This is a genomic window from Vibrio anguillarum, from assembly GCF_001989995.2.
GTDB lineage: Bacteria > Pseudomonadota > Gammaproteobacteria > Enterobacterales > Vibrionaceae > Vibrio > Vibrio anguillarum.
On sequence record NZ_JAHGUP010000004.1, the window covers coordinates 62059 to 72773 of the forward strand.

Consider the following 10715-nt stretch of genomic DNA (forward strand, 5'->3'; position numbering starts at 1 on the left):
AGCCCACCGCAAAGGTGGGCTAATTCGAGCTTCATCGCCTTTCAAGCGCGTGACTACGCGGCGATCCCCGCATGACGCAGCAACGCATCAATTTTCGGCTCGCGGCCTCTAAAGCGTTTAAATAGCTCCATCGGCTCTTCACTACCACCCATTTCAAGGATGTTGTTCAAGAAACTTTGTCCAGTCTGTGGGTTAAAAATCCCCTCTTCCTCAAAGCGAGAAAACGCATCAGCCGAAAGTACTTCTGCCCATAAGTAGCTGTAGTAACCTGCGCTGTAACCGCCAGCAAAGATGTGGCTAAAGCTGTGTGAGAAACGGTTCCACTCAAGGCTTGGTAACACGGCCACTTTCTTTTTCACTTGGGCGAGAGTTTCCAACACTTGCGGCCCTACTTCGGGATCGTAAGTGGTGTGCAAGGTGAAATCGAACAAACCAAATTCAAGTTGACGCAAAATAAACATCGCTGACTGGAAGTTTTTCGCCGCGAGCATTTTATCGAGCATTTCTTTTGGTAGCGGTTCACCCGTTTCGTAATGACCTGAAATAAACGCTAACGCCTCTTCTTCCCAGCACCAATTTTCAAGGAACTGACTGGGCAGTTCAACCGCATCCCACGGTACACCGTTGATGCCAGATACCGCACCCACTTCAACTTGAGTCAACATGTGGTGGATCCCGTGTCCAAACTCATGGAATAAAGTGACCACTTCATCATGAGTAAATAACGCAGGTTTATCACCGATTGGGCGATTAAAGTTACAGGTCAAATAAGCCACTGGTGTTTGTAGCTCGCCATTTTGAGTGATACGGCGGCCACGGCAATCATCCATCCACGCGCCGCCACGCTTATGTTCGCGCGCATACAGGTCGAGATAGAAGCTGCCACGCAGTGATCCTTTCGCATCAAAAATATCGAAAAAACGCACCGATGGATGCCAAGTATCAACCCCAGAGCGCTCTTTGACGCTCATGCCAAATACGCGGTTGAGTACTTCAAATAGGCCGCTCACCACTTTCGATTCTGGGAAATAAGGGCGCAGCTCTTCATCTGAAATATCAAACAAGTGCTGTTTCTGTTTTTCGCTGTAGTAAGCGATATCCCACAACTCTAGCGTGGTCACGCCAAACTCTTGCTGCGCAAATTGACGCAACTCTTCGACTTCACGCTCACCTTGCGGTTTCACTTTGGTGGCTAAATCATTTAAAAACCCTAACACTTGATCGGGCGTTTGCGCCATTTTAGTCGCCAGTGATTTTTCACTGTAGGTATTAAAACCGAGCATACGGGCTATTTCATGACGCAGTTTGAGCTTCTCAGCGATGATTTCGCTGTTATCCCACTTGCCCGCATTTGGCCCGCGATCCGAGGCACGTGTGACATACGCTTCATAGAGCTCTTTGCGCAAAGCTTGGTTATCACAATAAGTCATCACTGGCAGATAAGAAGGAATGTCGAGCGTTAATAAATAACCATCGAGCTCTTTGGCTTGCGCCGCCGCTTGTGCCGCTGCTAACGCCGATTCTGGCATGCCCGCTAATTGATTGGCGTCAGTAATGTGCTTGGTCCAGCCCATCGTGGCATCCAGTACGTTATTAGAGAACTTAGAACCCAACTCAGATTGACGTTTACTGATCTCGCCGTACCGTTTTTGCTCTGCCAATGGCAAGCCGATCCCCGATAACTCAAAATCACGCAGTGCATCATTGATGGTTTTTTGCTGCGCTTGAGAGAGCGAGGAAAAAGTATCGCTGGCTTTCATGCTCTTATAGGCTTCAAACAGGCCTTTATGTTGCCCAACCCAAGTGCCGTATTCAGACAGCAGCGGCAAACAGCTTTCGTACGCATCACGCAGTTCATCGCTATTGAGCACAGAATTAAGGTGGCTTACTGGCGACCAAATGCGGCTTAAGCGATCATCCACCTCTTCAATGGGTGCAATCAAGTTTTGCCACGTTGGGGTGCTATTGCCAGCAAGGCGTTTTTCAATTTCGGTGCGGCAATCTTCTATCGCTTTCTCAACCGCAGGCTTCACATGCTCTGGCTTAATGGCGGAAAACGGCGGTAAATCCGTGAAAGTGAGAAGTGGATTAGACATAAAACATTCCTTTTAAGTTAAGACGCGCCTGCACGTTGATGCATTTCTCTGCAACAGTCACTGATTGTTTCACGGCAACCGTCGATTTTGTTTATCTGAAATAGTAAATATAGGTAGATTCAGCAATTTTCAATAGTGGCGTATAATCAGCCAATACGTTTGATTGATGAAACACACTCCATTTGGGGTGTTTTGAGAGCCTATTTTGCTAAGTTATCGCCACAGTTTTCACGCGGGCAACCACGCGGATGTATTAAAGCATATCGTACAAAGCCTTATCCTCAATGCATTACAGCAAAAAGAGAAGCCTTTTGTTTATCATGACACCCACTCTGGTGTGGGCCGTTATGACTTGACCCATGAATGGTCAGAAAAAACTGGTGAATATAAACAAGGGATTGCTCGTATTTGGCAACAAAATGTAACGCCACCCGCCATTCAAAGCTACCTTGAGGCAGTAAAAGCGCTCAATGAAAGCGAAGAGTTACGTTACTACCCCGGCTCACCACGTGTGGCGCGTGCTCATCTACGCGCACAGGATCGTATGGTGCTCACCGAATTGCATCCGAGCGATTACCCTTTGCTCGAGCAAGAGTTCCACCGAGATCGTCAGGTATCGATTTACAAAGAAGATGGTTTCCAACGCTTAATCGGTAGCCTGCCACCGAAAGAGCGTCGCGGCTTAGTGTTGATCGATCCCCCTTACGAATTGGCCAAAGAGTACAGCGATGTCGTAAGAGCCATTGCCCAAAGTTATAAGCGCTGGGCGACGGGTATCTACGCCATTTGGTATCCCGTAGTGAATCGCGACACCATTGATGACTTGCTTGAAGGGCTGGCAAGCCTCGGCATTCGCAAAATCTTACAAATTGAATTGGGCGTGTCGCCAGACACCCATGAACGTGGCATGACCGCTTCAGGCATGATAGTGATTAACCCACCGTGGACACTGGAAGGGCAAATGCAGGAAATTTTACCGTTTCTTCAGCAAGCGATTGCCCCGGTAACCGGTCATTTTAAAGTCGAATGGGTTGTACCAGAATAAACTGACCCAATCTATCAAAGAAGTAGAGAACCTTTTTCGCCTTGCTATGGTTGCCAACACCGTACAAAACCAAGGTCAAATAGGATGAAAAAAGAATAATGGAGAAAGTAATGACAACGCATTTTGATTATATCTGTATCGGTGGTGGCTCTGGTGGTATCGCTTCAGCGAACCGCGCGGCAATGTATGGTGCGAAAGTCGCACTGATTGAAGCCAAAGACCTTGGCGGCACTTGTGTCAACGTCGGTTGTGTTCCGAAAAAAGTGATGTGGCATGGCGCGCAAATTGCTGAAGCAATGCACCTTTATGCCAAAGATTATGGCTTCGATGTCGATGTCAAAGGATTAGATTGGTCAAAACTGATTGAGAGCCGCCAAGCGTATATTGGCCGTATTCATCAATCGTACGACCGCGTATTGGGCAATAATAAAGTGGAAGTGATCCGCGGTTTTGCACGCTTTGTTGATGCAAAAACCGTAGAAGTAAACGGTGAACACTACACGGCAGATCATATCCTGATTGCCGTTGGCGGACGCCCAACGATTCCGGCGATCCCAGGGGCGCAATACGGCATTGATTCCAATGGTTTCTTTGACTTGACCGAACAGCCTAAACGCGTCGCGGTTGTGGGCGCAGGTTATATTGCGGTTGAAATCGCGGGCGTACTCAACGCACTCGGCACAGAAACGCACCTTTACGTGCGCAAAGAATCCCCCCTGCGCAGCTTTGATCCCATGATCATCGAAACACTCACTGAAGTCATGGCGGCGGAAGGCCCAACATTACATACTCATTCAGTGCCAAAAGAAGTGATCAAAGAAGCCGATGGCAGCCTGACTCTGCACCTTGAAAATGGCCAAAGCCAAAACGTTGATACGCTCATTTGGGCAATCGGCCGCCACCCAGCAACCGATGCGATAAACCTAGCAGCAACGGGTGTAGCAACTAATGCACAAGGCTATATTAAGGTTGATGAGTACCAGCAAACGAACGTCGCGGGCATCTACTGTGTCGGCGATATCATGGAAGGCGGTATCGAGCTCACACCTGTTGCCGTCAAAGCAGGCCGTCAACTTTCAGAGCGCCTGTTTAATGGCAAAACCAATGCGAAGATGGATTACAAACTGGTCCCGACCGTGGTGTTTAGCCATCCGCCAATCGGCACAATTGGCCTCACCACGCAAGAAGCCCAAGCGCAATATGGCGAAGATAACGTCAAAGTGTATACCTCTAGCTTCACGGCCATGTACACCGCCGTCACCTCTCACCGTCAACCATGCAAAATGAAACTCGTATGCGCTGGCCCTGAAGAAACCGTTGTTGGCCTACACGGCATCGGTTTTGCGGTTGATGAAATGATTCAAGGCTTTGGCGTAGCCATGAAAATGGGCGCAACCAAAGCCGATTTTGATTCAGTGGTGGCAATACACCCAACTGGGTCTGAAGAGTTTGTTACCATGACAGGTTAGTGTAGGAAAAGCATCTTACACACATAAATAAATCTGGAAAATAATCACTCACTGACTATACTGTATGTATGGTCAGTAGTTTTCTAGGTGAATTTATGTATCTCATACAATCAAGCAATGTCTATAAACGGACAGAACTATCAGTCAGTGATAACAACTGTCAATGCTCTCCTGTTGAGGGGAATATCGGCTCACTGCCTACACTGTTTAATCAAGATGGTTCGTTCAACCACGAAGCAAATAGTTACCTCTTCTACCAAAAAGCCATCAAAGCAGCTAAAGACCTCTCCCCCTGCGCTCAAGCGTTACATGCTTACTACCAATTCCTTGAGGATAAACAATTAGCATGGGATAAATTCCCTCCCGTCAAAAGACTAAAACCAACTTATCTATTTCGTTCTCACCTGTTAAAACAAATCAAGAACGGTGAATTAGCTCACAGCACAGCAAGCGTCCGAATGAATCAAATTGTTAACTACTACAAATGGTTAATGCATGATGGTTACTTAAAAATCAAGAACGAGAAAGAGGCTCCTTTTAAGATGGAGTTTGTATCCGTTCAAAGCACTGGAATGCTGGCACATATATCGCCAACGTTTACCGTTGAAACGAGTGACTTGCGAATAAAAGTACCCAAGGATGCAAGCAGTAAGAACATTCGACCTTTATCACCCCTCAGTCAAGAGTCACTGGGCATACTGACACAGCACCTTCCTAGCGCTTCCGAAGAGTTGCGCTTACAGGTGTTGGTCTCTATTGATACGGGAATGCGAATCCAAGAGGTGGCAACTCTCTCCCTGAATGCCCTTGATACCGCAACACCACTGGCTGAAAGTGAGCATCGTTACGAGATAGTTTTATCACCTCAATCGACAGGTGTTCAGACTAAATACTTAAAGCAAAGGCGTGTAGAAATCTCATCAGAACTATTAACCACACTGAATGAATACCGAACCTCTGAGCGGAGAATCAAACGGGTAAACAAACTCAATGTCAAATTAGAATCATTGCCCGAGAATGCACCGTCCCTAAAACAAGATGCCATCGAAAGGTTTGAGCTGTGCGAGCGTCATGAGCCTCTTTTTGTGAGTGAGCAAGGCAATCCAGTGACCGCTAAATCTATTGAAGCTCGGTGGACAGAGTTTAGAACGTCCATCAAAAAAAAATACCCCTCCTTTACTCATCGCTTCCACGACCTGCGCTCAACCTACGGTACATACCGATTAAATGACTTGCTTGAGGCTGGCCTATCTCCAATGGAGTGTATGGAGCTGTTAATGGGCTGGATGGGGCATAGAAATGAATCCACGACTTGGAAGTATCTACGTTACCTACAACGCAAAGAAGCGTTCAAAGTGAAGTTTGGCATTTTAGATAGCATCATGCACGAAGCACTAGGTGGTGAGGATGAATAATAAGGTTTCATACCTCCACGGCTGGGATTCGGAGCTTTGTTTTCAGCTAAACACGGAGCGTAACAATGTCGCAGACTTTAATCGCTTTCTGGTTAAGTACTTTCCTGTCACGAAAAATCTACAGCAAGGCGGTCAATTTAAAGATGCCGACCGTCTAGGCTTTGTGCATCAAATCAAAGCCCGATTTGGTGAAAAGATAGAAGAAGGAGCGAGTCATGCAACTCTGTATAGTTATTACAATGGACTGTCTCAGTACCTTCGTTGGTGTGACTTAACTAACGCGATTGCATTTACACAAGACTCACTGGAAGGCTATATGTCTCATCTGCATACAAGGGTTATGCAGGGAACATTGAAAAGGTCTACTTATAAAAGGTACCACTCTGATTTGTTGGTGCTATTTCGTGATTATTTAGATTTACCATCAAGCTATTTTAACGCTATCACGGTGTTAGATGCCAGCGATACAGAGCCATTCGAAGCCTATACCCGCAGTGATTTAAACCAACTGCTCCCATTCTTGCGCAGTCTGTTCAAACAAACCTACCACCAGTTTATTGAATCGCCTGAGACGCACATCAAGGCTTATAACCACAAGAGTACAATGACCTTTGAGTGGAAAGGCCAAACCTATAACCTGTGTGGTGCAATTTCGAAGATGATGAGCGCTGGTGCGTACCTTTTGTCTTATTACACCTATGCAAACACCAGTGCCCTATTCCAGCTACCTCAGCCGCGCAATGCCTCGACGTCTGCCGGAGAAACGTGGTACACCATGCCTGCTTTTAAGCGCAGAGCATTCAAAACCATTCAGGTTGAGATAGGCGAGCATGAACTGGATATACCGAAATACGCCATGCGATTTTTCGACCACTTACTCAATGCGTCACGCTTAATATCAACGGATGAAAACGCAACACTGCTTCAAACCGTAGTAGCGCAGAAAGCGACTACGCTGAAAAGCGCAACTCTTAATGACTTCCTGAGGCACTGGGTTGAAAAGCACTTTACCTTCACCGGCCAAACTGGACGAAGACTACGCCCAGTTATTAGCCGTTTTCGTGAAACGGGCGCACAGATTACCGCCTATCACCAAGGCGAAATGATGAATGACATCATGCTAGGCAATACCCCTAACACGAGAAAGAAAAGCTATAGCGAAGGAAACCGAATAACTAACGATGGCATGATGCAGGATGCGATGTCGATACGCGAAGAAGAGATTAAGCGGGGGGTTAATACGAAACAGGCGCAGACCAATTTAGGCATTGATGTTCTGGTCATTGAAGAAGAAAACAAAATCAACCTACCGGATTTAAGTCGCACCCCCAACGGTGGGAGCTGTGCCACTCCCTTTGGTGAGAAGTCAGAAAAATACACCAAGAAAGCGCTTAAGCAAGGGCTGCTAAGAGAAGGGGAAAAATTGGCCTGTGCTGATTTACTCGGTTGTTTCGGCTGCCCCAGTCAGGTCATTGTTCAATCGCTCTCAGATATCTGGTGTCTACTCAGCTTTAAAGCGTGTATCGAGGAATCACTCTACCTACATCTCGATGCCAGCCACTACCGACAGAACTTTGAAAACATCGTGACCTTCATAGACGAGAACATCTTACCCAGTATCGACAAAAAACTACTCAAACAAGCAGAAAACAAGCTTGATGATGAAGGTTATCACCCCAACTGGGATGATGCGGACTCCGTTCTTGGTCTCATCCCATCGCACTCTCAGGAGTTATCATAATGAAAACCAGCCACTTATATACTTCAGATTTCCCCGAAGAGCATAAAGTGCAATGCGTGGACATCATTACTCTATATCACGAAGGGCGATTTGAAGAGTTGGATGCCGTGGTTATTTGCAAAGATAGAGACGGTAACGTGACAGCGACTTTTGGGCAAAGCAATTGGGATTGCCTTCCTTTCTCACGCAAGAAAGAGAGAAACACACTCAACTTCTCAATGTTTGACGCCGCACCTGAATTGCAACGTGAACTCAAGATATTTACCGTGGGCTGGCTTTTTAACGCCAGTCCAAAAGGGAAAAAAGCCCTGAGTTTTTCAGGTGCTAGTTCTCGACTAACAGACATAAAAAAAGTTTACTCATTCTTAAAGGAGCAAAACCAAACCTCACTGGCTGCACTGTCCTCTGCGCCACTTAGGTTAAAGCTTGATAATTTTCTTCAAGAGCAGGGTTATGCTCAGGGAACACTTGAGCAAACATTTGTTGCTATCAATGGCGCAATCGGTGATGCAGGTTGGCACAACATACCTCTGGATATCAAACCGATTAAATCAAACAAAGAGGCTCAAAGACTGAGTGATAAAGATGGGCAGCAAACTCTGGTTATTCCAGAGCGGTTATGTCACGCCATCTACGGCAAGGCGATAGCGCTCATTGAAGAGGCACTGCCTCACGCCCAACTGCTGGCCGATACAGAAAGTGCGCTACAAGACAACTATATTGCAGGCAAGAGGATTTTGGACAGTAAGGTTCAGCAAGGCCACTCTTATACTTTTATGAACGGTGATGGAAGTATTGATAACCGAAAATACTCAACAGCCATTGCGGACTACCAACCTCGTGAGCCTCACTCTCTTATTTCTCCATTGGCAGAAAAACTCCCTCACGTCCCACTTAAAAATGCTAACGAATTCAAACGCTACCTAGGGCAACTCATTACCGCGAGTTATATTGTATGCGGTGGGTTCAGTGGGATGCGAGATTCAGAATTGGATAAACTCACACCAAACAGTTATTACAAAGACACCTTGAGCGGTCGAGTACACCACATGCTGCAATCTCATACCTTTAAGCTAGGAGAAAAGCGCGAAACGTGGGTGACAGCGGCCTCTTCCAAAACAGCAATTGACTTAATGACGATGCTAACGAAACGCTGGCGAAGCGAAGCGACTTACCCTGATGAGAAGTACGCGGATTCATTATGGCTGAACCAGAGTGCTCGCTCGGTACCACCGAGGTTAATCACGAAGTGGAATGAGCGATTACAGCGTTTTTGTAAGCAATTTGATTTCGTGGTCACAGAAGAAGATTATCAAGAGTGTTTAACCTCCAATCCTCGCTCATTAGATAAAGTTAAAGAATTCGTTATTATCGGTAAACCTTGGCCTATGGCTACCCACCAATTTAGACGCACCCTAGCGTTTTACTGCGTGAAGAACCGTTTAGGGACACTGGTTGCGCTTAAACAGCAATTTAAACACCTGTATCTCTCAATGGCAGAGTGGTATACCAACGGTGGTAAACTAGCGAGCCTGCGAGATTTAAAGGTGGATACGAAAATACAGCAAGCACTCGAAGAGATTAATGCTGAATCCACCGCGAATAAAATTTTTAAACAATGGCACTCTGATGAAAAACTCTCAGGTTCTCACGGTCAAGCCATAATGAAGATGCGAGGTGATGTTCCGACAATCTACAGTTCATGGGACGTTATCTACAGAGCAGTCAAAAAAGGAAAACTGACCCTTCACGGCACAAGTCATAGCTACTGTAAAAATGGATACAATTGCGATATGGATGGTGTATTAATGCCTCAATTCTGTGTGGATTGTGGTTCTGGCAGTAGCATCATTGATGAGCAACAAGCTAAGTGGTGGCAGAGAAAGCACCGAAGCTTAACAACTTATATGGCTTATGGTGACGATATATCGGTAACAGACAGAAGTCACTATATTACTCAAATTAGGGCGGCAGAAAACGTGATGCGAGATTTTGGTATGGAATTTACGGTCTTTGAAGCAGAACTGGCCGTGATGGAGGTTTAGGCATGGGGAAAAGTGAAAATACACTCGTTGCGCTAGAAGCTGCTTTAGACCGAATTGCTAAAGGGAAACCCAGACGGATACCTACTCATCGTAAGCTCAGTGTGAGAGCCGTTGAAGAAGAAGCAAACTTGGGTAATGGCAGTGGTTATTACTACCCTGATTTTGTTGAAAAGATTAAAAAGACCAAAGCTGAAATTGCGGCAGGCAAAGGTGAAATCATCCGGCCAGAGATCCAGACGGTACGTGCAAAGCTGAACGAGGAAAAGCGCATCAAGGATAACTTCAAGGCCAAGTATGAGAGCGAACGGGAGAAGCTAGCCCTTTTCTCGGCTGCACAACACCATCTCAACGACAAGTTGGTTCAGGCATTGGCTCGTATCGATGACCTTGAGTATGAGAATGCGGAGCTTAGGGAGGAACTTGCCAAACTGAAAAGGAGCAAGGTCGTGCCAATTAAATAGAGCCGCCCTTACACCTTATATCCCCACTTGATGCGCACCTCAAGTGGTGATCACACCTCAAGTGGGGATGCTTCTAGCTCATTGTTGGACAATTATTAGCCAGTTCAAAAGCTCTAATGATTGAGTTGCTACAAAGTAGTGATCATAAGTCAATAGAATTAACACTTAACAGGAGTGAATGTTTAAACATTCTAAGCAGCAATTAACTTATGCAAACTATTAAGTTAATTGTTCCAATCCTTGCCGCGCACTCGGCCCGTTTGATAGTAGTTCGAAACCAGATCACTTAACAACCACCTACTAAAGTAGGTGGGTTAGTATTACGGACTGAAAGTCCGGATACGGGTCCAAGACCAGTTGTTAGTCGCTTTCAGTTCGGAGGTTATCTTAGACCTTTGGCTGAAAATGATGCTCTAGGTATTCTGATCCGCACCACCAGTTTT

The 10715-nt window shown here is 46.1% G+C and carries 7 protein-coding genes; 6 read left to right on the forward strand and 1 reads right to left on the reverse strand.

What is annotated here, in order from left to right; genetic code table 11:
• Nucleotides 1–53: 53 nt before the first annotated feature.
• Complete coding sequence (prlC, locus tag PL85_RS00660) at nucleotides 54–2096, reverse strand: oligopeptidase A (RefSeq protein ID WP_019283406.1); 2043 nt, start codon at nucleotides 2094–2096, stop codon at nucleotides 54–56.
• A 205-nt stretch (nucleotides 2097–2301) separates the two neighbouring features.
• Here prlC and PL85_RS00665 point away from each other — a divergent pair, with 205 nt between their 5' ends.
• The 6 genes from PL85_RS00665 (at nucleotide 2302) to PL85_RS00690 (ending at nucleotide 10272) form a co-directional block, all read left to right on the forward strand.
• A complete protein-coding gene (locus PL85_RS00665; RefSeq protein ID WP_013855685.1) occupies nucleotides 2302–3141 on the forward strand; it encodes a 23S rRNA (adenine(2030)-N(6))-methyltransferase RlmJ in 840 nt (279 codons plus the stop codon).
• A gap of 110 nt (nucleotides 3142–3251) precedes the next feature.
• Nucleotides 3252–4610 carry a glutathione-disulfide reductase gene (gorA, locus tag PL85_RS00670; RefSeq protein WP_170899556.1) on the forward strand — a complete coding sequence of 453 codons (1359 nt, stop codon included), beginning with the start codon at nucleotides 3252–3254 and terminating at the stop codon, nucleotides 4608–4610.
• A gap of 95 nt (nucleotides 4611–4705) precedes the next feature.
• Complete coding sequence (locus PL85_RS00675) at nucleotides 4706–6025, forward strand: tyrosine-type recombinase/integrase (protein ID WP_080540294.1); 1320 nt, start codon at nucleotides 4706–4708, stop codon at nucleotides 6023–6025.
• Nucleotides 6018–7766, forward strand: a complete 1749-nt coding sequence (locus tag PL85_RS00680; RefSeq protein ID WP_019283408.1) for a phage integrase N-terminal SAM-like domain-containing protein — start codon at nucleotides 6018–6020, stop codon at nucleotides 7764–7766. The genes PL85_RS00675 and PL85_RS00680 overlap by 8 nt, the downstream gene beginning before the upstream one ends.
• Nucleotides 7766–9811, forward strand: a complete 2046-nt coding sequence (locus tag PL85_RS00685) for a hypothetical protein (protein ID WP_069212054.1) — start codon at nucleotides 7766–7768, stop codon at nucleotides 9809–9811. Before PL85_RS00680 ends, PL85_RS00685 begins: the two co-directional genes overlap by 1 nt.
• 2 nt (nucleotides 9812–9813) lie before the next feature.
• Nucleotides 9814–10272 carry a hypothetical protein gene (locus tag PL85_RS00690; protein ID WP_019283409.1) on the forward strand — a complete coding sequence of 153 codons (459 nt, stop codon included), beginning with the start codon at nucleotides 9814–9816 and terminating at the stop codon, nucleotides 10270–10272.
• Nucleotides 10273–10715 lie beyond the last annotated feature (443 nt).